Here is a 21165-nt window from a genome sequence, read left to right as displayed (position 1 = left end):
ATGACCACCCGCAACGCCGGCCTGCTGGCGGCCCTTTTCCTCGCCGCCTCGGTTTCATTTCCGCCCGTCTGGGCGCAGGACAGCGGCAGCCAGCCCGCCGATAGCCATCAGCCGATCAGCGCCGTCGGTACGGAATATGCCTCGCAGTGCCTGCTGAATGACCTGCGCTGCACGCTCGTCTACGGCGATGCGTCCGATCAGGCCAAAGCGGCGTCGGGTACGAGGTCGTCTCAAGACAAGCCGCCGCTGCGACGCGCACCGTCATCTTTCCCGCGGGAGCCGGTGATCAGCGGCGGCCCTCTGGCCATTGCCGTCGTGCTCGTCGGCTTGGCAGCGGCAATCGGCCTGTGGATGCGTTTCGGAAACGGCGGCGTCCTGCTGTCGTCTGCTCCGAGCGACATCAAGCAGCGCCAGGAGGCGCCGGAAAACTGGCGGACCGGCGCCGACGAGGTTGAGGAAAAGTCAAGCGATTTCCTGCAGCGGATTGCGGCCATGGCCGATCGAAGGCAGGCGCTTGTCCTGCTGCTCAGGCATTGTCTGCTCCACGCCGCCGACATCACGGATACGCGGCTTTCCCGCGCCGATACGGAACGTGCCGTCTTTGCCCGCTTGCCGAAAACCATGCCGGGCCGCGAGCGGCTTGCCAGCTTCCTGACGGCGGTGGAACTCGTTCATTACGGTGGCCGCACCGTTGCGGAGAACCATTTCAGCGTTCTTCTTGCGACCGGGCGCGATCTGCTTGCAACAGGCAGAGTGGCCCATGCGTAAATCCGCCCCCGTTTTAATCCTGGGGCTGGTGCTCGCGCTGGCTGCACTGGCGGTCTTTGCGGTGTCGCGGGGCAGCGATTACGACCGTTCGCCTCTTGGCAACAAGGGGCTCGAATTGTGGCTGCAGACCAAGGGTATCCCGGTCGTCCGTTCCGACCCTCATCTTGTCCAGGCGCGTTCCAAAATCTCGCTGCGCATCGTTCCCCTGTCGATACGCCAAGGCGAGGCTGTCACACCTCGGTCACACGATGAAACGGACGGTCTGGACCCGGAAAACCCCGTTGTGGAGGCAGACCGATACGCCCTGCCGACGCTGATCGTTTTGCCGAAATGGCGCGGCAGCGTATCGACGGAAGGTGTTGCCGGCAAATCGGGGCTGATTGATCTCGCCGATATCAGCAATGAACTCGACAAGATCGGCTACTCGGATTTTGGCTTCGCCCGCAGTGAGACAAGTTTTGAGGAAGCGCAGCCGCAGCTGCAACCGGGCCAGCCGATCAAGATTGCCCTCTATCGGGCGCAAACCTTCGAGCGGTCGAGCCTGCCGAGCGGCTGCGGGGAGGTCGTGGGCACGCCATCGGGTGTGCTGCTTCTGCACTGCGCGGCCGATCCCACCGTCTATCTGCTGTCGGATCCCGACCTATTGAACAACCACGGACTGGCGTTGGCCGATAACGCCGCCTTTGCCGTCTCACTGGTCCAGTCTCTCCGCGCCGCCGGCGAGTCGCGGCCGATCTATTTGGATACATCGGGCGAACCTCTCGATAGCGAGGCAACCGTCGACGAGGGGCAATCCTATGAGCGCTCCACCACCGATCTGAAGCGCTTTTTCGCCTATCCCTTATCGGCCATCTGGGGAACCGTGCTGGTTGTGGCGGCGATCTGCTTCTGGCGGGGCGCCTATCGCTTCGGGCCACCTTTGCGTGAGGTCTCCGGAAATATCGAATTGTCCAAGACCGCCGCGATCGAAGCCACGGCGCGGCTCTTGCGGCTTTCGGGCAATGACGGCCGGATGACGGGACAGTTCGCGCTGCATCTGCTCGCCGATAAGGCGCAATTGCTCTTCGGCTCCGGCGCCGGCAATCAGGCAGGCATCGCACGATTGTTCCAACGCCTGGCGCGTCAAGACAAGGCAGCCGCACAGGCCTTGCACGCCGCAGCCGAGGCGCTGATCGAACGCGGACATATCATGACGCGCTCGGATCTGCATCGCAATCTCGAGACATTCAGAAAATTGCTAGGGAGCTTTGAGTTTGGATCTAGGTGAGTTTCGCGATCTTATCGCTACGGTTCGTGGGGAAATAGGCAAGGTGGTGCAAGGACAGGACGCGATCATCGATCTCGTTCTGATTTCGATTTTTGCCGGCGGGCACTGCCTTGTCGAAGGGCCGCCCGGCACGGCCAAAACCCTGCTGGCCCGCTCGGTTTCCGCGGCCATGGCGCTGGATTATCGCCGTATCCAGTTCACGCCCGACCTGATGCCGGGTGATGTGCTCGGCGTCAATCTCTTCAACTTCCAGACCAATCAATTCCACCTGACCAAGGGCCCCGTCTTTACCGACATCCTTCTGGCCGACGAGATCAATCGCGCTCCGCCGAAGACGCAATCCGCCCTGCTGCAGGCGATGAACGAGCGGATGGTGACGATCGATGGGACCGATTATTTGCTGGGCTCGGATTTCTTTGTGCTTGCCACGCAGAATCCGATCGAGCAGCAGGGCACCTATCCCTTGCCCGAAGCACAGCTCGATCGCTTCCTGTTCAAGCTCGTCGTCGATTTCCCCGACCGCAACACCGAAATCGCCATCCTTTCCAAACACGCCAGGCAGGCGCTGAAATCGGATATGCGCAATGCCGGCATCCGTCCGCTTGTCACCAGCGCAGCGCTTGCCGAGGGGCGGGCGCTGATCGACGCCATCCATCTGGATGAGACGACGCTAACCTATGTCGTCGACCTGGTGCGCGCCACGCGCTCCGATCCCGATATTCTCTACGGCGCATCCACGCGCGCTGCCGACGCCCTTGCCTCGGCGGTCAGAGTGCGGGCGGCCTTCGAAGGCCGGGATTACGGCTTGCCGGACGATATCCAGGCGTTGCTGGTGCCCGCGCTTCGCCATCGCATCGTTCTTTCGCCTTCGGCCGAAATCGATGGCCGTACCCCCGACGAGGTGCTGCGCAGCATCATGAACCGCGTGGATGCGCCTCGTTAATGCGGCCATCCCGTTACCTGATCGCGCTCGTTCTGATTTTGGCCGCGGTGACGGTCTTCGTCAGCGTATGGTGGCGCGATATGGGTTATCCGCTGCTGATGCTGTGGGTCGCGCTCGCGGCATTGACGGCAGGCGATCTGGCGATGTCGGCCTCATCGGGCCGGATGACGGTGGAATTCGATCTGCCGCCGCAAGGTTTTGTCGGTCACACCGCTGTATTTGCGGTGGCGATCCGGCCGCAGAAGGACGCGGTGCCCGACAATGTCGAGATTCGGATCGATTGTGCTCCCGAGCTTGCCGTCGGCGAAGGCAGATTGGCGCGTGCTGCGTCCGTCGCCGGAGAAAGCCATGTCAGAGCCACTGTGAATCTTCGTCTGACGCGACGGGGGCGGTATGCGATCCATGTGCTGTGGCTGAAATGGCCATCGCGGCTGAGGCTGCTGGACATTATCGCGCAGATGCCGGTGGAAAAGGAGATCGCCGTCCTGCCTGACATATCGCCGGTCCTGTCGGGAGCGATAAGGACCCAGATCCTGCCGCTGGAAGCCGGCCAGAAGGATTTGCGGCTGCGCGGCGAAGGATCGGAATTCCATCAGCTGCGCGAGTTTGCCAGCGGCATGGACCCCCGCAGCATCGACTGGAAGCGATCCGCCCGGATGCGCAATCTCGTCGTGCGCGAGATGCGGGCCGAACGAAACCATCAGATCATCCTGTGCATCGATTCCGGGCGGCTGATGGCCGAGCAGCTCGGCGGTTTCACCAAGCTCGATCGCGCCATCAACGCCGCCTTGGCGATGTGCTGGGGGGCCGGGCTCGCCGGCGATCTCGTGGGCTTCTACAGCTTTGACAGCCGCCCGCGGCTGTTCGTGCCTGCCTTGCCCGGAAGAGCGGCCTTTCCGCGGCTTCAGACGAAATGCGCCGAGCTACGCTATGAGACCCAGGAGAGCAATCATACGCTCGGACTGACGCATTTGTCGGGACGGCTGAAGCGACGTTCGTTGGTCGTGATATTCTCCGATTTCGTCGACAGCATCACGGCGGAGCTGATGATCGAGAACATCCAGGTCCTCGCCCGGCATCATTTCATCGTCTATGTCGCCTTGCGCGATCCGATGCTCGCAAAGCTTACGGAACCGGAGGAAATCAGCTTGGACGCGGTCGCCCGCTCCGTGGCAGCGCGTCAGATCGTTCAGGAGAGGCGCACTGTCATGGAAAAGCTGGCGCGTCTCGGCGTACTCTGCCTCGACAGCACGCCAGAGGCGCTGACTTCGGATCTCATTGCGCGCTACATCGAAATCAAATCCCGCGAGATGATATGATGGATCTTGGGATCGACAGCAGGACAGAGACGGGCGCGTCGGTAAACGTCGGCGCCATCCAGACCGATTTGCTGCGCTCGGCGCGCTTTCGCATGGAGCGCGAGGCGCACTGGCGTCAGCTGGACGAGCTCGTGACGCGGGCGGAGAAGGGTGGCGCAGCGACGCTCGGTTATGACGATGTCCGCAACCTCGCCGCCGGATACAGGCAGGCGATGAACTCGCTGAGCGTCGCGCGTGACATTTCCCTCGATCGGGCCCTCGTCGCCTATCTGGAGAGCCTCTGCGCCCGAGCCTATCTGGTCGTCTATGCGCCGCAGGAAAGTCTCGGGGGGCTGATTACCCGCCTGCTGGTCCAGGGCATTCCTCAGGCGGTGCGCCGATCGGCATTGCCCCTGTTCATCGGCTTCCTGGCTCTCATCCTCGGGGCGGCCGCCGGATACAGGCTCTTCACCCACGACCCGAGCTGGTTCTATACCTTCGTGCCGCCCGACATGGCCGATCAGCGCACCCCGGCAGCATCGGTCGATTTTCTCCGCTCGACGCTTTACGGCGACGAACGGCATGCGAGCGACAGGCTCGCGGCATTTTCCGCATTTCTCTTTTCCCACAACACCACCATCGTCGTCTTCATTTTTGCGCTCGGCGTTTTCATGTCGGTGCCGAGCTTCATCCTGACCTTTTACAATGGCCTGATGCTGGGCGCGTTTTTTGCGATGTTTTCTCGCAAGGGGCTGGGCTACGACATCTTCGCCTGGCTCTCGATTCACGGGGTGACCGAGCTTGCAGCAATCGCCATTGCCTGTGCGGGCGGTGCAAGGCTCGGCCTTGCCGTTCTCGTTCCGGGTATGCGAACGCGCAGGGAAGCCCTGCGCCACCAGGCGCATGATGCCGTCAAACTCGCGATCCTCGCGGCTCTGATGCTTATCGTGGCAGCCTTCATCGAAGGGGTTCTTCGCCAGACGATCCAGGAGCCGATATGGCGCCTCGGCATCGGCTGGGGTATGGGTGTCTTCTGGGTGAGCTGGCTGATGTTCAGCGGACGCGAAAGCAAGATTTCGCGGGGGCCGAAGCGATGAATGGGCCAGTGACGGACGGCAGGCGCACCGAACAGTTCATCCCGCCCGAAGGAGTGCCGATCAATTTCGCGATCGCCTCGCTGGCGAGCCGCTTCGGCGCGCAATTCCTCGACATCCTCTTTACGGCGCTCATCATCTTCATTTGCGCGGCCGTTATCATCTTCACGGGGTTTCTGCCGGTGAGCGCCGATCTGATGCTCGCTGCCTTGCTCGGCTTTCTCTTGCGCACCCCTTATTACATCCTGTCCGAGCTCATCTGGAACGGCCGCACGCTTGGGAAAAGAATTACCGGTATCCGCGTCGTCAACATGGACGGGCGGCGGCTCACCCCGCACCAGGTGACCGCACGCAACCTCATGAAGGAGGTCGAGATCTTCGGCCCGATGGGCCTACTGGCGCGCATGGAAACCCAGGGAGCTTTGGAGAACGGCCTGGCGGGCCTCTGGCTTCTGGTGGTGGTGGTCGTTCCGTTGGCAAACCGACGCCGGCAACGGCTCGGCGATATCATTGCCGGCACGCTGGTCGTGGACACGCCGCGCTCCGTGCTGCTCGCGGACCTTGCTTTGTCCGCACCCGCCGCCGCCTCGTCGCAGCCGGCCTTCGATTTCCAGCCGGAACATCTCGATGTCTACGGCAAATATGAGCTGCAGACGCTGGAGGATGTGCTCCGCGACTCGATCAAGGCATCAGACCATAAAGAGATTATACAGATCGTGCGAACCATTACTCGAAAGATCCGGTATGAAGACATTGTGAGGCCGGGCCAGGAGCTCCTGTTCCTCAATGACTTCTACCGCGCTCAGCGCGAGCATCTGGAGAGCTTAAAGCTTTTTGGAACGCTGCGGGAGAACAAGTATCATGAGCATACGCGGACGGAGGCGAAGAAACTCGTTTGAGGGTCTACCGATCGAAACGTGAAAGAATCGTGGTTTTGAGCTGCAGCCAATTGACCGCGGAAATTCGCGGACGCCGACGCCGGAATACGCCGCCCCGAAATGAAAGGCGTGCCCTGATGCCCCCCTCGTCCGACCCTGCGGGCCACCTTCTCCCCGCTGGGGAGAAGAAGGGAGAACGCCGGTTCGTCATCGCCAGCTTGGGCGGGGTCCCTTTAGTAGGCGTGTTTCGTGCAGGCATGCCGGTGCGGCTTGCTCGCTCTTCTCCCCAGCGAGTGGCCCGCAGGGGTGCACGGGCACGGGCGCCAATGGTCCGCTTCAGGGCGTAAGCCTACGGCAAAAACAGCACATTGTACTGATCGAACTCGTCAGGCAGGTCCCGCACCTTCATCTCCACCTCGCGATCCTCGAACAGCACGACACAGTCTTCGTAAAATCCTGACAGCATCGCTATGAACGCCTTCGTTCCCTCGCGCCCGTAGAACAGCGGCGTGAACTCCATGTGGAGCGGCACGCGGCGGGAAAGCAGCGGCTGCATCGAGCGGCAGGCGACCGGCTCGTAGCCTTCGATATCCATCCATACAAGGCCGATTGCGGTCGGATCGATCGAGAGGCCGGCGAGGATTTCGGAGACCGGCTTCACCGGCACGCTGATCTTCCGGTCGGTCGGGCTCTGGCGGATGGCGCTGCTCTTGCCGTGATTGTTGAGGTTGAGAAAAAAGTCGATCTCGCCTGCGTGCTCCCCGGCGGCGCAGTTGACGAGCCGAACCTTCTCCTCTAGCCGGTTCTGGCGGATGTTGAGTTCAAGCAGCGGGAAATTGCGCGGATCGGGCTCGACGCTGACGATATCGGCGTAGGTGCCGCTCAAGGCGAAATAGATCGTCTGGGTGCCGATATTGCCGCCGATCTCGAGCAGCGTCGCATCCTTTCTGAGCAGGCCGCGCTCGCGCAGGATGACGATCAGCCGGTCGACGGCGTCGCGCTCGAAGTGGCCCTTACGGAAGACCTTGCGGCCGATATAGTCGGAAGGCGAGAAGGTCATCAGGTGATCACCGGCATCGACTGTCATCGAGACGACGCGCGGGCCGATATTCTCGATCAGCAGGCGACGGCCGAGGCGACTGTCGAAGAAGCGCGAGGCGGCGCGATTGCGCGCCTTGCGCAGGCGGCGGCTCCAATATTTGGCGGTGAGCCACGGCTTGCCGGGCATTAGGCTTTTCCTTCGAGCGGTTCTGCCGCTTTCTCTCTCGGAACGACATAGACTTTCAAGGGCAGGGCGCGGCCGCGCACGCTGATTTCACGGCTTTCGACATCGGCAAGATCGGCGCCGGCAAGCCTGGCCACCGGCTCGGAGAAGACGATCGCCGCGTCGAATTCCTTGGCCGCACTTTCCAGCCGGCTCGCGACATTCACCGTATCGCCGATCGCCGTCATGCTGCGGACCCGGCCGTAGCCCATCGTGCCGACGACGGCCGGGCCGGTGTGGATGCCGATGGCGATCCGCAGCGGCAGCGTCAGCTCTTCGGCCAGTTCGGCGGCGAGTTTCTCGATTCCCGCGACGATCGCCGCCGCCGCGTCGAGCGCTTGGCGGCAGGCCTCCTCCGGCGCGGCGTTGAGGCCGAAGAGCGCCATGGCGCCGTCGCCGATGAATTTGTCGAGCCGGCCGCCCGCCTGCTCCACCGCCTTGCCGATGATGGCGAAATAGCGGTTCAGCAGGAAGACGACGTCGAAGGGCAGGCGGGTTTCCGTCAGCGTGGTGAAATGACGGATATCGACGAAGAGCACGACGATTTCACGCTCACGGCCAGGGCTCGTCTCCTGGCTGTTGGCGGGAAGAGCCGCCTCGACGGCTGGTACGAGAAGGGGCGCGACCGCGACGTCGGCATCCGGCCGAAGCTGGCAGGCGAGGCGGACATCAGGGCCGGCATTGATGCGTTTCAGTGTCGTCTGTTCCAGCTTGTCGGGCGGCGGCAGCTTCTGGTAATCGCCAAGAATCTGCACCCGGCAGGTGGAGCACTGGCCCTTGCCGCCGCAGACCGAATAATGCGGCAGGCCGCCGAGCCGGCTCGCCTCCAGCACCGTGAACCCACGCGGCACCCGGATCACTTCGCCGCCCGGATAGTGCACGGCGACCTGATCGAGACGCTCCTTCAGCCTGCGCCGGGTGCGGGCGGCAACGACGATGATCAGCGAGGCCGAGAAGGCGCCGTAGAGTCCGGCGCGGACCATGGCGATTTGGCTGCGAATCGCGGGGTCGGAGACATAGTGGGAATTCACCGTGGTCGCGTAAGGCTCGATCGAGGTCAGCTGATAGGCGGGGTCGGCGAGTGTGCGGCCCATTTCGACGAAGCCGAGCAGCGACAGCACCGGCACGAGGATCGCCAGCGCCAGCAACAGCGGTGCGAAACCGCCGTACCAGGGGCGATAACGCAGCCAGTAATGGATGCCGATGCAGCCGTGGAACCACACTGCGATCAGGCCGAGTGCCTGGCGCACGCCCGTCGCCGGCGTCCGCAGCCACAACATCCCGACGATCGTCTCGTAGTTGTCGATATAGCCGTAGAGTTCATGAGCGATGCGGGTGCCGATGACGTGATCGATGAGAAGCAGCGGGATCAGCAGGCCGAGCACCATCTGGGTTGCTTCCCCCTTGGGCATGACCAGGCTGCGCCTGATGTAGATGGCGCGCAGCACCAGGGTCACATGGACGAGGACCGATCCATAGAACAGGACGGTGCCGAGGGGATTGCGCCAGAGGGCCAGGAAAATGTGGCGAGCCTTATCGGCTGCGGCGATCGAAACGAGTCCGAGCGCATGGTTCGATAAATGCAAGAGGACGAAGACAAAGATGACCAGCCCGGAACCGAGCCTTGCCCTTCTGATCGAGCGTTCCGAAAAAATCCCTGTGGCCGAGACCGTTGTCATTCATTCCCGTTCTTGCCGATGCAATCGCAGGCCCATAGAGAGGGGGAAAGAGGCGGAATTGCTTCCATTGCGATCACATTGCATATGCTTATGCGCAAGTTTTCGGGAAGGCAGCAATAAGGGATTTTTCCGCCGCCGGCTACGATGGCGCAAACAATGGGCGGGCTGAATGCGACCTCCTCATCCATCTAGCTGATTTGGTTACGGATTCGAATAACTATGATCGCCGGTGGAAACTGATTGGAAACAGTGTGTCTATGCGAGGGATGCGCATGCGGGTCGCCTTCTATGCGCCGATGAAATCGCCGAACCATGCGGTGCCCTCGGGCGACCGGCTGATGGCGCGGCTGCTGATCCGGGCATTGCAGCTTGCCGGGCATCAGGTCGAGGTCGTCTCCGAATTCCGCACCCATGCCGCGACGCCCGAGGCGGCCGCGGCGCTCGAACCCGCAATCTCAGCCGAATTGGCGCGGCTGCGGGCGAAATGGCAAGAAGAACCCCGGCCGGAGCTCTGGTTCTGCTACCACCCTTACTACAAATCCCCCGATTCCTTCGGGCCGGTGATCTCAGTCGAATTCGCCATTCCCTATGTCACGGCCGAGGCCTCCTATGCGGCAAAACGCGACCGGACCGGTTGGGCGGCCCGGCAGAAACGCGTGGGCGAGGCGGTCATGCAGGCGGCGGTCAATATCAGCTTCACCGAGCGTGATCAGGCAGGGCTTTCCGCCGCCTTTCCGCAGGCGCGGCTTGCGGCTCTCAAGCCGTTCATCGACCCGGCGCTGTTCGAGGCGGTGCGGCCGGCGCCCGATCCCAGCCGGCTGATGACCGTCGCGATGATGCGGGCCGGCGACAAGATGGAAAGTTACGCGATGCTCGCAAAAGCATTGCGGCTGATCGAAAGCCGGCAATGGACCCTTGTGGTCATCGGCGATGGGCCGATGCGCCGAGAGGTGGAGGCACTGTTTGCCGGCTTTGCCGGCCGCATCGAATGGCTGGGCGAGCAAGGTGAAGCTGAGATCGCCAGCCTGCTCGCGCGCGGGGGCATCTATGTCTGGCCCGGCTGCGGCGAGGCCTATGGCCTTGCCTATCTCGAAGCCCAGGCCGCCGGCCTGCCTGTCGTGGCGCAGCAAACGGCGGGCGTGCCTGCCGTGGTCGAGGCCGGGGTCACCGGCCTGCTGACGCCGGAGGGCGATGTCGCCGCCTATGCCGGGGCCATCGCGGCCCTGCTTGGCGACGGGCAAAAACGCGACGCGATGGGACAGGCGGCGCGACGCTTCGTGCTCGAGGAGCGCTCGCTTGCGACGGCTGCCCGCGCTCTGGACGAGATTTTGCGCAACAGCGCAGGAACAGGAGTGAGGTGATGAGCGAAGGGATGAGCTGGGAACCGCTGCGCCGCGAGCTCGACCGCTGGCGTGCCGCCGGCCGCGTGGCGCGGCTCTGGCTGCGCGACGACGACGCCGTCGAGCCGACGCCCGATCTGAAGCAGCTGTTGGCGCTGACCGACGGGAACGGGATTCCGCTGACCCTTGCCGTTATTCCTGCCCTGACCGGCGAGGCCTTGGCTGCGCGGCTGGCGGCGGAAGCGGGCGTTGCTGTCGCTGTGCATGGCTGGTCGCACAGCAATCACGCCGGGCAGGAGCGCAAGAAACAGGAACTCGGCGGCGAACGGCCGGCCGAGGTGGTGCTCGGCGAGCTGCGTGCAGGATGGCAGCGCTTGAAGCGGCTCCATCCTGCCCGCTTCGTGCCGGTGCTGGTGCCGCCGTGGAACCGGATCGACGCCACGCTGATCCCGGCATTGCCCGAACTCGGCTTTGCGGCGCTCTCGGTGTACGGGCGGGCAAGAGAGGGCGGGCCGATCCCGCTTCTCAACACCCATATCGACATTATCGACTGGCACGGCACGCGCGGTGGCCGCAGCGCGGAGGAACTGGTGGCCGAATTGGTTGCCGAACTCCGCGATCGGTTTGCCGGCAACGACGAGCCGATCGGCGTGCTCACACATCATCTGGTGCATGATCATGCAGCCTGGGATTTCCTGTCGGCCTTGTTTGCGGCGACGGCCGATCATCCTGCCGTTGCTTGGTCGTCGGCGCCCGAACTCCTGCAAGATTAGGCTATCGATCAGCCGGCGTGAACACGCCCGAGGAAATCCCGCATGAGTTCTGCGACCTCATCCAAATGCGTTTCCAACAGCCAATGCCCGCCGTCGAGCAGATGCAGTTCGGCCTCCGGCAGATCGCGGAGATAGGCGCGTGCCGACTTTTCCGGCATATAGTGGTCGTTCGGCCCCCAGACGATCAGGGTCGGCGGCCGGTACTCTCTGAGATATTTCCGGTGCTCGGGGAACCAGGCGCGGTTCTCCTTCAATCCGGCGATCAGGTCGATGGCGATTTCCTTGCGCCGCGGCGTGATCAGCGACCAATGCAGCCGCCAGAGATCCGGCGGGATCGTGCCGGCCAGAGGCGGCGGCAGGTCGTTGAGGAATTCCTCCCGGAAAGTCTCCTCGCTGATTGCTTCCGCCAGCGCCTTCTTCATCTCCGCGCGCGGCAGCGCCCAGGTCGCCTCGATGTCCGCATATTTGGGGCCGAGCGCATCCTCATATGGAATATCGCCATTCTGGATGATCAACGCCACGATGCGGCTGGGGATTCTGATTGCCAACCGCGCTCCGATCGGCGAGCCGAAATCGTGGAGATAGAGGGCGAAGCGATCGACATCGAGCGCGCCGATAAAAGCCTCCAGCCAGGCGGCATAACCATCGAAGCTGTAGTCGAAATCGTCGGGCGTGCCGCTATAGCCCGCGCCGGGGAAATCCGGGGCGATCAGCCGCCAGCGGTCGGCAAGGCGCGGCATGAGATTGCGAAATTCGTAAGACGAGCAGGGATAGCCGTGCGGCAGCAACAGGACCGGCGCATCAGGCGGACCAGCCTCACGGTAAAAGATCTCGATGCCTGCGATCGTAACGAGCTCATGCCGGACGAGCGTGGCCAGGTTCACGTTCGGTCCTCCTCATACTGCTCTGCGCCCTCCACGGGTCGCAGCCACGTCTCGCGGCGTTTGATCCAGAGTTCGTAGCGCGGCACCAGCGGCGTCGGCGCCTGCGAGAGGATGCCGAGCTTGATTTCCGCCTCTTGATCATCGGCGGAAAACAGCCGCGAACCGCAGCCGGTGCAGAAGCGTCGGCCGTGAAATTCGCCGGTTTCGCCGGAGTGTTCAAACTGGCCGGCTGGCCAGATTCCATAAAAGGTAAAGGCCGAACCGCTTTCCTTTCGGCAGTCGGTGCAGTGACAAATGCCGACGCGCAGCGGTTCGCCACGAACAGAAAGTTTCACCTGCCCGCAAAGGCATCGTCCGGAGAGCACGGTCATGGTTGATACCCCGTTTCATCGATCTTGCGCTGCCGGGGAAACGGTCGGACCCGGCATCTGTTCCGTCAGCAAAGCGCGAACGGACCGGCGCCTGCGCCGGCGCAGGAGACTTGGTGTCCTAGATCACTACCGTCTGATTGTCGCGGGCGGCGAAGGCGCCGGGGAAGGCGGCCTCGGCCTGCGCTTCCATTTCGGCCAATTGTTCGTCCGTGCGAGAGGGCGCGTGGTGGAACAGGGCGAAGCGCTTGGCGCCCGCCATTTTGGCCAGTTCGGTGCCGTGCTCCCAGGTCGAATGGCCGAAGCCCTTGAAGCGCTGCATCTCGTCTTCATTGTAGGTGCAATCGTAAACGACGAGATCGGCGTCCTGCATCATCTCCAGCGAGACCGGATCATAGCTGCCAGGGATATGTTCGATATCGTAGATCAGAGCGATCGAACGGCCCTGCCATTCGATGCGGTAGCCGATGGCGCCGCCTGGATGGTTCAGCGTGAAGGTCTTGATCTCGATGCCCTCATGCGGGGTCAGAATCTGGCCGGCATGGAAATCGCGGAAGTTCATCGTCGCCTGGCAGATGTCGGTCTTGACCGGAAACCAGGGCGGACTGATGAACTGCTCGACCATCTCACGCGTGCTCATCTTGCCGTCGAGATGGCCGGACCAGATGTTGACGTTGATCGAGGGATAATAGATCGCCTTGAAGAAGGGCAGGCCGATGATGTGGTCGTAATGGCAGTGGCTGAAGAACAGATCCACGTTACTGACGCCGTCGGCGAGCAGCGACAACCCCGCCTCGCGCAGACCCGAACCTGCGTCGAAAAGCAACCGATGTTTTCCGCAACGAATCTCGATGCAGGAAGTGTTACCGCCGTAGCGGTCGAACTCGGGGCCTGATACGGGAATACTGCCGCGGACGCCCCAAAATTTTATCTGAAACAGTTCTGTCGTCATCGTTTTTCAAACCGGCCTTCCCGCATCGCCATCGTAATCATTGTTTATCCCGATGCGAAGCAGCAGAATTCCACGAGTTTGCCTACGCCCCCTTTCGTTCTCCTAACCGCTAGCGGAAGAAGAAGTATATTCTCCTAAGCAATCGGCTTTCGTGTCGGAAAGCAACCCAGTATGGTTGGTTTTCGGTAAATGGGCTGCTCGGGCGGGGTGTTTTCCGCAAGTCATGCTTATTAGATGGTTGCGCACGATTGAAAAAGCAAATCGCTATGCTTGTGGCCATCCCGCCGCATTCCTTTGCCGCCGCGCCGGCCTTCAGCTGCGGCCTCAGCCCGTACCAAGCCGCTTGATATTTCCGGTCAGTTCTCGGGCAAGCCGCAGGCTCGCAGCGGTTCCCACCGTCATTTGCGGCAGCAGCAGCCATTCGAGCGTCCAGGCCGCTCCCGAGCGTTCCTGTTCATGGACGAGGGACTGGTGGATGCCGGAGAGCGCTGTGGCGTTGAAGCGGGCGAGCGAGACCAGCACTTCGGCGGCAACCGGATTCCGCTTGTGCGCCATGGCCGAGGAGGTGCCGCCGCCCGAGACTTCGATCTCGCCGCCCATCTGAGCGAGCAGGGCGATGTCCTGGCCGATCTTGCCGAGGCTGCCGGAGATCGAGGCGAACAGGCCGGCGATATCGGCGATCGGCAGACGTGCGCTCTGCCATTGCCTGGTGTCGGAGAGGCCGAGCTCCTGGGCGAGCGAAGCACGGACGGCCACAGCCTGTGGGCCAAGTTTGTCGAGCGTGCCGGCAGCACCGCCGAACTGGACGGGAAAACTCTGCTCGGTCAGGCGGTCGCGATAGGTCGCGAGCGGCGCGCGCCAGACGTTGAGACGGTCGGAGACGCTGATCGCGATCGCCGCCTGCATGCGGGTATGGCCCATCAGCCGGTTGCCGCCGAATTGCCGGTCGAGCCCGTCGAGCGCTGCGAGGATGGCGGAAAGCCGGCCGGCAAACAGGAAGGCCACCGCTTTCAGGCGGATCATCAGGCTGGTGTCGATGACGTCCTGGCTGGTGGCGCCGAGATGCAGGTTTTGGCCCGCTTCCTCGCCGACCTCAGCGCGCAGCTGCTTGACGAGGTCGGGGACGACGACGCCGTCCTTCGCCATTGCCGAGCGAAGGCTGGCGAGATCCGGAGAAAAACCGGTGCAGGCTTCGGCAATCTTCCTTGCGGCTTCTGCGGGAATGAGGCCGTGCGCGGCTTCGGCCCTGGCGAGCGCCGCCTCCAAGGAGAGCATCGCGCGGATATCGGCTTCGGCGGAAAAGTAGGACGCGATTTCGTCATCGCCGAGGAGGCCGGAGAGGAAGGGGTGATCGAAGGGCGATGCGGTCATGGTCTGCTCTTTGTGGCTGCGGCCCCCTCATCCGGCTGCCGCCACCTTCTCCCCCAGGGGAGAAGGGACTCGGGGCGAGGCCCCGGTGTTTATGAGCGGGCGATCTCGTATGGCACTGTTCCCCTCTCCCCGTCGGGGAGAGGGCAGGGTGAGGGGGCCACTTGCGCGAAGCTATCCGATTAAATAGCCCGCATACAATTAAATATCCAGAAACACCGTTTCGTCAGGACCCTGCAAATGAATGTCGAAACGGCAGATAGCGCCGTCGCGGGTGGCAACCATGGTTGCGACCCGCTCGCGATGTTCGATCCGCAGCAGCAGCGGGTCGCCGGCGTTGGCCTCCGTCTCCTCCGGGAAATACATCCGCGTATGCAGGCCGATATTGATGCCGCGGGCGACGATCCAGACGGTGATGTGCGGCGCCTGCCTGCGGCCGTCCTTGAACGGGACCCGTCCGGGTTTGATGGTCTCGAAGCTGTAGACGCCGTCTTCGGCGCGGGTCGGGCAGCGGCCCCAGCCGGCGAAGTTCGGGTCGGCGGCGCCGCGCAGTTCCGAGGGGCTGTTGTAGAGGCCGGCGCTGTCGGCCTGCCAGATCTCGACGACGGCATCGCGCACCAGTGCGCCGGCACCGTCGAAGATGCGGCCGGTGACGGTGATGCGCTCGCCGAGCGCCTTGTCGTTGACCATCTGCGTGCCGAGATCGCTGTCGTAGACGCCTGTGACGTCGCAGAAATTCGGCGTCAGGCCGATATGCACATAGGGACCGGCCGTCTGCGACGGGGTTTCCTTGAGATAGCCGAGCTGCTGCATGGTCAGTTGCCCTCCAGCCTGTTTTCGAACATCGTCGAGCGGCGGCCGCGCAGCACGATATCGAATTTATAGGCGCGTGAATCCATCGGAATGGTGTTGCCCCAGTCGAGCGGTGCGATCAGCTGCTCGATCGCCGCCTTGTCCGGGATCGTGCCGACGATCGGACATTTCCAGATCATCGGATCGCCCTCGAAATACATCTGGGTGATCAGCCGCTGGGCAAAGCCGTGGCCGAAGATCGAGAAATGGATATGGGCGGGGCGCCAGTCGTTGACGCCGTTCGGCCAGGGATAGGCGCCCGGCCGTACGGTGCGGAAATGATAGCGGCCTTCCTCGTCGGTGATGGCGCGGCCGCAGCCGCCGAAATTCGGATCGATCGCCGCCAGATGGGTTTCCTTCTTGTGGCGGTAGCGGCCGCCAGCATTGGCCTGCCAGAATTCGACCAGGGCGCCGGCCACAGGCTTTGCCCGCTCGTCGAGCACGCGGCCGTGGACGATGATGCGTTCGCCGATGGCGCTTTCACCGGGGCGCGCATAGTTCAGGATCAGGTCGTTGTCGAGTTCGCCGATCATCGAATGGCCGAAGACCGGACCTGTGATTTCGGAGATCGTGCCGTCGAGCGACAGCAGCGCGCGCTGCGGCGCGCGCAGCACCGAGGTTTTGTAGCCTGGGGTCAGCGCCGGCGCGTGCCAGGCGCGGTCGCGGGCGAAGAAGGCGCCGGTCTCCGGCTTGCTGTTTGCTCGTTCGGACATTTCTCCCCCTCAGGCCGCCTTTTCGGCGTCCATCTGTGCAAAGGCCTGCTTGGCAATCTTGATCGCGTGATTGGCGGCGGGAACTCCGGCATAGATTGCCACATGTAACAGCGCCTCGCAGATATCATCGCGCGTCGCACCCGTATTGGCGGTGGCGCGCACATGCATGGCGACCTCCTCATCCTGGCCGAGCGCGGCCAGCAGGGCGATGGTGACGATCGAGCGCTCGCGCTTGGTCAGCGTCGGACGCGACCAGACATGACCCCAGGCGGCTTCGGTGATCAACTCCTGGAACGGGCGGTCGAAGCCGGTCTCGCCGGCTGCGGCGCGGTCGACATGGGCGTCGCCGAGCACAGCGCGTCGGGTTGCCATGCCTTGCCGGTAGCGTTCGGAGGGGGACGCGGTTTCGTTCATGGGCTGCTTTCTCCAGGCGGAAGGGATGTGAGGAAGGCGCGGATGATCGCCGTCAGCGCTTCCGGCTGCTCGACGCAGGGGATATGGGCGCAGTCCGGGATCACCTCGTAACGGGCGCCCGGGATCAGCCGCGCCGTGGAAAGCACGAGATCGGGAGGCGTCGAGCCGTCCTGGTCGCCGACGATGCAGAGCGTCGGAACGGCGATCGACTTGGCCACTTGGGTGAGATCTGCGTCGCGGATCGCTTCGCAGGCGGCGATATAACCCCCGACCGGCTGCCGCGTCAGCATGTTGCAATAGCCGGAATAGGCGGTGTTTTCCGGCCGGCGGAAGGCCGGGGTGAACCAGCGCTCCATGATCGCGTCGACGATGCTGGCGATGCCGTTTTTTTCCACGGCGGCGATACGGGCATTCCAGCTTTCCGCCGTGCCGATCTTATGGGCCGTGTCGCTGAGGATCAGGGCGCGCACGAGATCCGGGCGGCGCTGATAGAGCGATTGGGCGATGAGGCCGCCGACGGAAAGGCCTAGAATAACCGCATCCTTCACCGAGAGCAGATCGAGCAGGCCGGCGAGATCCGTCGCATGGTCTTCGATCGACGATGGAAGCTGGCCGACATCGGACAGGCCGTGGCCGCGCTTGTCATAAAGCACCATGGCGTAGTCGCCGGCCAGCCGCACCACGACGTCGCGCCAGATGCGGAAGTCCGTTCCGAGGGAATTGATGAAGACGATCACCGGCCGGTCGGCGGGCGCACCGATCACCTGATAATGGATCGTCACGTCGTTTATGCGGGCAAATTGCACTTCACGTCCTCATCAAGTTAGCTCGGCCGAGGGACCGGCATCGTTTGGTTCCGCTGGCGAAGCGCGTTTCGACACGAGTACCCACGCCGAGAATGGCTCCGTCCGTCTCTCCACCCCCCCGTCATGCTCGGCCTTGAGCCGAGCATCCACACGGCATCCACCAATAGCCGCGCCATGGATCCTCGGGTCAAGCCCGAGGATGACGGAGAGGGGGCGGCGTCTCGCCCAACTCGCCAGCCCTACAAAGCACGCCGCGTCTCGGATGCTTCATCAGGCCGGCTTTCACCTCTCCCCTCAACCGGCTGTACGCCGCGAATAGCTCGGTTCGTCCCCGCACTCCGTCATGCTCGGCCTTGAGCCGAGCATCCACCACGGCACCCACCAACGGCCGCGGCATGGATCCTCGGGTCAAGCCCGAGGATGACGGAGAGTGGGATTGGCCGCCCCTCCTAGCCTGCCGGGATCAAGCCACGCGGCATCCACCCGAGCAGCCACGGTATGCATCCTCGCTCAAGGCCGAGGATGACGAGTGGCTATTCGCCAAGCTCGCCCGCCGCATGGCGCCCATCCAACAGTACATACACCTGCTGATAAAACTGGCCGGTTGATCCGGTTAAGTAAAATGATATTTTCCAGCTTTTCGATAACCCAGGAGTTATGCGAACAATGATCGACAGCCGCATCAAGTTTCGCCATTTGCAGACCTTTGTCGAGGTGGCGCGGCAGAAGAGTGTGATGAAGGCGGCCGAGCTGCTGCATGTCAGCCAGCCGGCGGTGACGAAGACGATCCGCGAGCTGGAACAGGTGCTGGGCGTCGACGTCTTCGAGCGCGACGGCCGCGGCATCAAGATCACCCGTTACGGCGAGGTCTTCCTGCGGCATGCAGGCGCCGCGCTGACGGCGCTGCGCCAGGGTCTCGATTCCGTCTCTCAGGAGCAGTTCGCCGATGCGCCGCCGATCCGGATCGGCGCCCTGCCGACGGTATCGTCGCGGATCATGCCGCGGGCGATGGAACTCTTCCTCAAGGAAAATACTCGAAGCCGGGTGAAGATCGTCACCGGCGAAAACGCCGTGCTGCTGGAAGAGCTTCGCGTCGGCGATCTCGACCTCGTGGTCGGCCGTCTGGCCGGGGCGGAGAAGATGGCAGGCTTCTCCTTCGAACATCTCTATTCCGAGCAGGTGGTGTTTGCCGTCGGGGCCGGCCATCCGCTGCTGAACAGCCGGCAATCGCTGTTTTCGGGCTTCGGCGACTATACGGTGCTGATGCCGACGCGCGGCTCGATCATTCGGCCGGTCGTCGAAAACTTCCTCATTGCCAACGGCATCTCCAGCCTGCCGAACCAGATCGAGACGGTGTCGGATTCCTTCGGCCGTGCCTTTCTCAAGGCAAGCGACGCCATCTGGATCATTTCCCACGGCGTGGTAGCAGGCGATGTGGCCGATGGGCGGCTGGCGCTGCTGCCGGTCGATACCGGCGAAACCAAGGGGCCGGTCGGGCTGACGATGCGCGCCGATGCCGTGCCGTCGGCGCCGCAATCAATCCTGATGCAGACGATCCGGGAAGCGGCCGCGGAGCTTTCCTGAACTCCCCCTCTTTCAATTCCCTTGCCGGATGCCCAGATTTGGACTAAATCTAGTTCAAGACAGGAGATTGCTATGCAGCAGGCAAGACGCAGGGAGCAGGAGCCGGAGCGGCTGGAAACGGATCGGTTTGCACCTGCCAATCGAAGGCGGCTGAGTCCGCCGGCTTTGCGGACCTTCCTGGCGATCGCCGATCTCTGGGGTTTGAGCGAGGAGCAGCGCCTGCTCGTGCTCGGCTATCCCTCCCGCTCGACCTATCACAGCTGGGCCAAGCAGGCGCGCGAGCACGGCGCTTTCACCCTCGATGTCGACACGCTGACCCGCATCTCCGCCGTGCTCGGCATCCACCAGGCGCTCCGCGTGCTGTTTGCCGACGAACGCTCAGGCATCGCCTGGCTGCGCACGCCGCATCAGGCGCCTCTTTTCGGCGGCCATCCGCCACTCGATATCGTCACAAGCGGAACCCAGGACGGGCTGATGACCGTGCGCCGGTTCCTCGACGGTGCGCGCGGCGGGCTCTACATGCCGCCGAACGGGCTCGACGAGGCATTCACGCCTTACGAAGATACGGACATCGTCTTCCGGTGAGCGATCGTTTTGCCGAGGCGCCGCGCCCATCCTACCGGCTGATCCCGTCGCAATTTCCGCCAATCGGTTTGTTCGATACGGTAGCAAGGGCGGCCGATCTCGAAGCCGTGATGGAACTTGTGGGATGGACCAACGACCGGCTCGTCGCCGACCGCATCCGGCGGCTTCCCGAAAACGAGTGGGTTTACGGCAGTGCGAACGCCAGTATCGTGATGGCGGCGTTCCTGCATGTCGCACCGAGCGGCATGCGCTTCAACGGCCCCGATCTCGGCGCCTGGTATGCCGCCGACAATCTCAAGACGGCCGCCGCCGAGGTCGGTCATCATCTCCGGCGCGAGGCTGTGGCGCGTGGGGTGGCGACGATGGCGCGCACCTATCGAAGTTATGCTGCCACCCTGATTGGTGACTATCTCGACATTCGCGGCGAACAGGCGCTGCGGCCCGATATCTATGACGGCACGAGTTATGCGGCATCGCAGCTGCTCGGCGAGGCGGTGCGCTTAAGCGGCGGCGCCGGCATTCTCTATGACAGTGTGCGGCTGCGAGGCGGGGTGAACGTCGCGGCGCACCGGCCGAGGAATATCCGCGACGTGGTGCAGGCCGATCATTTCGAAATCACCGTTTTCGCCGCCGACCGGCGTATCCATGTGAGGAAGCTTTCCACCCGACGGCGACCGCCGAAAGCCGGCGCCTAGACCGGTAGGCGTTCGGCCCATGCCTTTGCCATCTTCGCCATCGTCGCAAGGTGGTCGGCGGCGGAGAAGCCGGAGATTTTCTTGCGCGGCTTGAGGTCGTGGTCGCCGTCCTCGAGCCAGAGGATCTCGATCCTGTCGGAGAGATCGTAGCCCGGCACTTCGTCCTTTGTTCCGAACTCGTCGCGCGTACCCTGACAGATCAGCGTGGGCGTCTTGAGCCCTGCGAGATGGCCGGTGCGCAGCTTCTCCGGCTGGCCGGGCGGATGGAAGGGATAGCCGAGGCAGATGAGGCCGGCGATCTTTCCACTGTCATAGAGACCGTCGGCGACCATGCTCGCAACCCGTCCGCCCATCGACTTGCCGCCGATGATGAGGGGACCGCCGGCGTCGAGCGCGGCAATCGCCGCCTGATATTCGGGGTTGAGCTTTTCGGCGCGCGGCGGCGGCTTGCGGCCTTCCGCAGTGCGGCGGGCGGCCATATAGGCGAATTCGAACCTGGCGACGCGAAAGCCGACGCCGGCAAGCGCGTCGGCCGCCGCTGTCATCGACGCCGAATCCATCGGCGCGCCGGCGCCATGGGCAAGTAGGATGGTGACGCGCGCATTGCGAGGGCCTTGAAGCAGAAACCTGTCAGACATCG

Annotated in this window: 22 protein-coding genes; 11 read left to right on the top strand and 11 right to left on the bottom strand. The window is 63.3% G+C overall.

All coding sequences use genetic code 11. The annotated features are described in order from the left end of the window. Genes B5E41_RS06785 through B5E41_RS06760 form a run of 6 tightly spaced genes read left to right on the top strand, consistent with a single transcriptional unit; the run spans nt 1 to nt 6269 of the window. Nucleotides 1–768: a hypothetical protein gene (locus B5E41_RS06785; protein WP_088392126.1), complete on the top strand. Its 768-nt coding sequence runs from the start codon at nt 1–3 to the stop codon at nt 766–768. Beyond that, the gene (locus B5E41_RS06780) at nt 761–2035 is read left to right on the top strand and encodes a hypothetical protein (RefSeq protein WP_088392124.1); all 1275 of its coding nucleotides are present in this window, start codon (nt 761–763) and stop codon (nt 2033–2035) included. The genes B5E41_RS06785 and B5E41_RS06780 overlap by 8 nt, the downstream gene beginning before the upstream one ends. Next, a complete protein-coding gene (locus tag B5E41_RS06775) occupies nt 2022–2978 on the top strand; it encodes an AAA family ATPase (RefSeq protein ID WP_064808107.1) in 957 nt (318 codons plus the stop codon). The genes B5E41_RS06780 and B5E41_RS06775 overlap by 14 nt, the downstream gene beginning before the upstream one ends. Next, nucleotides 2978–4297: a DUF58 domain-containing protein gene (locus B5E41_RS06770; protein WP_088392122.1), complete on the top strand. Its 1320-nt coding sequence runs from the start codon at nt 2978–2980 to the stop codon at nt 4295–4297. Before B5E41_RS06775 ends, B5E41_RS06770 begins: the two co-directional genes overlap by 1 nt. Beyond that, a complete protein-coding gene (locus tag B5E41_RS06765; RefSeq protein WP_088392120.1) occupies nt 4297–5373 on the top strand; it encodes a stage II sporulation protein M in 1077 nt (358 codons plus the stop codon). The genes B5E41_RS06770 and B5E41_RS06765 overlap by 1 nt, the downstream gene beginning before the upstream one ends. Next, nucleotides 5370–6269: an RDD family protein gene (locus B5E41_RS06760; protein WP_088392118.1), complete on the top strand. Its 900-nt coding sequence runs from the start codon at nt 5370–5372 to the stop codon at nt 6267–6269. Before B5E41_RS06765 ends, B5E41_RS06760 begins: the two co-directional genes overlap by 4 nt. A gap of 328 nt (nt 6270–6597) precedes the next feature. Here the strand turns inward: B5E41_RS06760 and B5E41_RS06755 are convergent, their stop codons facing one another. Together B5E41_RS06755 and B5E41_RS06750 are read right to left on the bottom strand one after the other, a co-directional pair. Further along, nucleotides 6598–7476, bottom strand: coding sequence for an FkbM family methyltransferase (locus B5E41_RS06755; protein WP_088392116.1), 879 nt, complete (start codon nt 7474–7476; stop codon nt 6598–6600). Next, complete coding sequence (locus tag B5E41_RS06750) at nt 7476–9191, bottom strand: adenylate/guanylate cyclase domain-containing protein (RefSeq protein ID WP_088392114.1); 1716 nt, start codon at nt 9189–9191, stop codon at nt 7476–7478. Before B5E41_RS06750 ends, B5E41_RS06755 begins: the two co-directional genes overlap by 1 nt. Nucleotides 9192–9463: 272 nt before the next feature. On the opposite strand from B5E41_RS06750, the gene B5E41_RS06745 reads away from it, so the two are divergent. Next, entirely contained in the window at nt 9464–10552 is a 1089-nt protein-coding gene (locus tag B5E41_RS06745) for a glycosyltransferase family 4 protein (RefSeq protein ID WP_088392654.1), read from the top strand. Further along, nucleotides 10552–11304 carry a polysaccharide deacetylase family protein gene (locus B5E41_RS06740; protein WP_088392112.1) on the top strand — a complete coding sequence of 251 codons (753 nt, stop codon included), beginning with the start codon at nt 10552–10554 and terminating at the stop codon, nt 11302–11304. The genes B5E41_RS06745 and B5E41_RS06740 overlap by 1 nt, the downstream gene beginning before the upstream one ends. A gap of 8 nt (nt 11305–11312) precedes the next feature. Here B5E41_RS06740 and B5E41_RS06735 read toward each other — a convergent pair whose 3' ends face one another. The 8 genes from B5E41_RS06735 to pcaD form a co-directional block, all read right to left on the bottom strand. Continuing rightward, entirely contained in the window at nt 11313–12182 is an 870-nt protein-coding gene (locus tag B5E41_RS06735; RefSeq protein ID WP_088392652.1) for an alpha/beta fold hydrolase, read from the bottom strand. A 2-nt stretch (nt 12183–12184) separates the two neighbouring features. Continuing rightward, nucleotides 12185–12559 carry a GFA family protein gene (locus tag B5E41_RS06730; RefSeq protein ID WP_088392110.1) on the bottom strand — a complete coding sequence of 125 codons (375 nt, stop codon included), beginning with the start codon at nt 12557–12559 and terminating at the stop codon, nt 12185–12187. A gap of 118 nt (nt 12560–12677) precedes the next feature. Then, the gene (locus tag B5E41_RS06725; protein ID WP_088392108.1) at nt 12678–13508 is read right to left on the bottom strand and encodes an MBL fold metallo-hydrolase; all 831 of its coding nucleotides are present in this window, start codon (nt 13506–13508) and stop codon (nt 12678–12680) included. A gap of 324 nt (nt 13509–13832) precedes the next feature. Next, nucleotides 13833–14879, bottom strand: a complete 1047-nt coding sequence (locus B5E41_RS06720; protein WP_088392106.1) for a 3-carboxy-cis,cis-muconate cycloisomerase — start codon at nt 14877–14879, stop codon at nt 13833–13835. Nucleotides 14880–15077: 198 nt separating this feature from the next. Further along, on the bottom strand, nt 15078–15689 hold the full coding sequence (gene pcaG, locus B5E41_RS06715; protein ID WP_088392104.1) for a protocatechuate 3,4-dioxygenase subunit alpha: 612 nt from the start codon (nt 15687–15689) through the stop codon (nt 15078–15080). A 2-nt stretch (nt 15690–15691) separates the two neighbouring features. Then, a complete protein-coding gene (gene pcaH, locus B5E41_RS06710) occupies nt 15692–16441 on the bottom strand; it encodes a protocatechuate 3,4-dioxygenase subunit beta (protein ID WP_088392102.1) in 750 nt (249 codons plus the stop codon). Between the two features lie 9 nt (nt 16442–16450). Beyond that, nucleotides 16451–16855: a 4-carboxymuconolactone decarboxylase gene (gene pcaC, locus B5E41_RS06705; RefSeq protein WP_011427916.1), complete on the bottom strand. Its 405-nt coding sequence runs from the start codon at nt 16853–16855 to the stop codon at nt 16451–16453. Beyond that, on the bottom strand, nt 16852–17661 hold the full coding sequence (gene pcaD / locus B5E41_RS06700) for a 3-oxoadipate enol-lactonase (RefSeq protein WP_088392100.1): 810 nt from the start codon (nt 17659–17661) through the stop codon (nt 16852–16854). The genes pcaC and pcaD overlap by 4 nt, the downstream gene beginning before the upstream one ends. A 666-nt stretch (nt 17662–18327) precedes the next feature. Here pcaD and pcaQ point away from each other — a divergent pair. The 3 genes from pcaQ to B5E41_RS06680 all read left to right on the top strand — a co-directional run bounded on the left by pcaQ (nt 18328) and on the right by B5E41_RS06680 (nt 20525). Further along, nucleotides 18328–19245 carry a pca operon transcription factor PcaQ gene (gene pcaQ, locus B5E41_RS06690; protein ID WP_088392096.1) on the top strand — a complete coding sequence of 306 codons (918 nt, stop codon included), beginning with the start codon at nt 18328–18330 and terminating at the stop codon, nt 19243–19245. 72 nt (nt 19246–19317) lie between these two features. After that, nucleotides 19318–19830, top strand: a complete 513-nt coding sequence (locus B5E41_RS06685; RefSeq protein WP_088392094.1) for an MbcA/ParS/Xre antitoxin family protein — start codon at nt 19318–19320, stop codon at nt 19828–19830. Continuing rightward, a complete protein-coding gene (locus tag B5E41_RS06680; protein WP_088392092.1) occupies nt 19827–20525 on the top strand; it encodes an RES family NAD+ phosphorylase in 699 nt (232 codons plus the stop codon). The genes B5E41_RS06685 and B5E41_RS06680 overlap by 4 nt, the downstream gene beginning before the upstream one ends. On the opposite strand, the gene B5E41_RS06675 is transcribed toward B5E41_RS06680, so the two are convergent. After that, a complete protein-coding gene (locus tag B5E41_RS06675) occupies nt 20522–21163 on the bottom strand; it encodes an alpha/beta hydrolase family protein (RefSeq protein WP_088392650.1) in 642 nt (213 codons plus the stop codon). The two genes, B5E41_RS06680 and B5E41_RS06675, sit on opposite strands and share 4 nt — an antisense overlap. Between the last annotated feature and the right edge of the window lie 2 nt (nt 21164–21165).

Origin of the sequence: Rhizobium esperanzae (assembly GCF_002204185.1) — a bacterium.
Classification (GTDB): domain Bacteria; phylum Pseudomonadota; class Alphaproteobacteria; order Rhizobiales; family Rhizobiaceae; genus Rhizobium; species Rhizobium esperanzae.
The sequence above is the reverse complement of the archived record's forward strand: the minus strand, read 5'-3'. Positions and strand labels throughout refer to the sequence as shown.

Excerpts from the sequence above, each read along its gene's own strand:
- pcaQ (WP_088392096.1), top strand. The coding sequence starts at position 18,328 with ATGATCGACAGCCGCATCAAGTTTCGCCATTTGCAGACCTTTGTCGAG.
- B5E41_RS06780 (WP_088392124.1), top strand. The coding sequence starts at position 761 with ATGCGTAAATCCGCCCCCGTTTTAATCCTGGGGCTGGTGCTCGCGCTG.
- B5E41_RS06685 (WP_088392094.1), top strand. The coding sequence starts at position 19,318 with ATGCAGCAGGCAAGACGCAGGGAGCAGGAGCCGGAGCGGCTGGAAACG.
- B5E41_RS06725 (WP_088392108.1), bottom strand. The coding sequence starts at position 13,508 with ATGACGACAGAACTGTTTCAGATAAAATTTTGGGGCGTCCGCGGCAGT.
- B5E41_RS06755 (WP_088392116.1), bottom strand. The coding sequence starts at position 7,476 with ATGCCCGGCAAGCCGTGGCTCACCGCCAAATATTGGAGCCGCCGCCTG.
- B5E41_RS06730 (WP_088392110.1), bottom strand. The coding sequence starts at position 12,559 with ATGACCGTGCTCTCCGGACGATGCCTTTGCGGGCAGGTGAAACTTTCT.
- B5E41_RS06765 (WP_088392120.1), top strand. The coding sequence starts at position 4,297 with ATGGATCTTGGGATCGACAGCAGGACAGAGACGGGCGCGTCGGTAAAC.
- pcaG (WP_088392104.1), bottom strand. The coding sequence starts at position 15,689 with ATGCAGCAGCTCGGCTATCTCAAGGAAACCCCGTCGCAGACGGCCGGT.
- B5E41_RS06745 (WP_088392654.1), top strand. The coding sequence starts at position 9,464 with ATGCGGGTCGCCTTCTATGCGCCGATGAAATCGCCGAACCATGCGGTG.
- B5E41_RS06675 (WP_088392650.1), bottom strand. The coding sequence starts at position 21,163 with ATGTCTGACAGGTTTCTGCTTCAAGGCCCTCGCAATGCGCGCGTCACC.
- B5E41_RS06770 (WP_088392122.1), top strand. The coding sequence starts at position 2,978 with ATGCGGCCATCCCGTTACCTGATCGCGCTCGTTCTGATTTTGGCCGCG.
- B5E41_RS06740 (WP_088392112.1), top strand. The coding sequence starts at position 10,552 with ATGAGCGAAGGGATGAGCTGGGAACCGCTGCGCCGCGAGCTCGACCGC.
- pcaC (WP_011427916.1), bottom strand. The coding sequence starts at position 16,855 with ATGAACGAAACCGCGTCCCCCTCCGAACGCTACCGGCAAGGCATGGCA.
- B5E41_RS06785 (WP_088392126.1), top strand. The coding sequence starts at position 1 with ATGACCACCCGCAACGCCGGCCTGCTGGCGGCCCTTTTCCTCGCCGCC.
- pcaH (WP_088392102.1), bottom strand. The coding sequence starts at position 16,441 with ATGTCCGAACGAGCAAACAGCAAGCCGGAGACCGGCGCCTTCTTCGCC.
- B5E41_RS06720 (WP_088392106.1), bottom strand. The coding sequence starts at position 14,879 with ATGACCGCATCGCCCTTCGATCACCCCTTCCTCTCCGGCCTCCTCGGC.
- B5E41_RS06750 (WP_088392114.1), bottom strand. The coding sequence starts at position 9,191 with ATGACAACGGTCTCGGCCACAGGGATTTTTTCGGAACGCTCGATCAGA.
- B5E41_RS06760 (WP_088392118.1), top strand. The coding sequence starts at position 5,370 with ATGAATGGGCCAGTGACGGACGGCAGGCGCACCGAACAGTTCATCCCG.